The 476-nt window shown below is 32.4% G+C and carries 1 protein-coding gene; it reads right to left on the bottom strand.

Annotated elements, in window-relative coordinates; all coding sequences use genetic code 11:
* Window positions 1–476: hypothetical protein (locus J5M58_RS26615; protein ID WP_207880353.1), on the bottom strand; the 476-nt coding region annotated here is incomplete at both ends.

The following is a 476-nucleotide window of genomic DNA, read 5'->3' as shown; positions in this document are numbered from 1 at the left end:
CGACATTACCATTACTATTGACTGGTTTGTACTTTTTAAGTGTTTTAGCATCAGCAACTAGCATGTTCAGTAATGCATTTTCATTAACTGGTTTATTTGCTTTAGCATGAATAGCTATATTTTTAGGATTTTGCAAAAATATAGCAAATGCTGATAATGTTTGCTGTAAAAACTTATCCTGCTGTTGTACTGCAAAAAGTTGTAATAATGCACCGTAAGATCCTAAAATTTGCTGTGGTGTTGTATTTGGATCATTGTTTGTCTGACGAGCTACTTTTTCGAGTAATCCATAGTTAGCAAATTTAACATCAACATTACTTAAACATAACTGATTAGTACAATCATACAGATTAGTTTGGTTTTGTGCATTTGTACCAAGATATGGCAGTAAATTTAGCTTACCATTTACTACTGCATTAGCATTGGCACTTAAGCTAGCCAAGCCATCCGCCTTTAGATAAAAGTTAGTATTATAA

This window comes from Pseudomonas sp. 32_A (assembly GCF_017490905.1).
In the GTDB taxonomy this organism is placed as follows: Bacteria; Pseudomonadota; Gammaproteobacteria; order Pseudomonadales; family Pseudomonadaceae; genus Aquipseudomonas; species Aquipseudomonas inefficax.
This window is presented reverse-complemented; position numbering and strand designations above follow the sequence as displayed.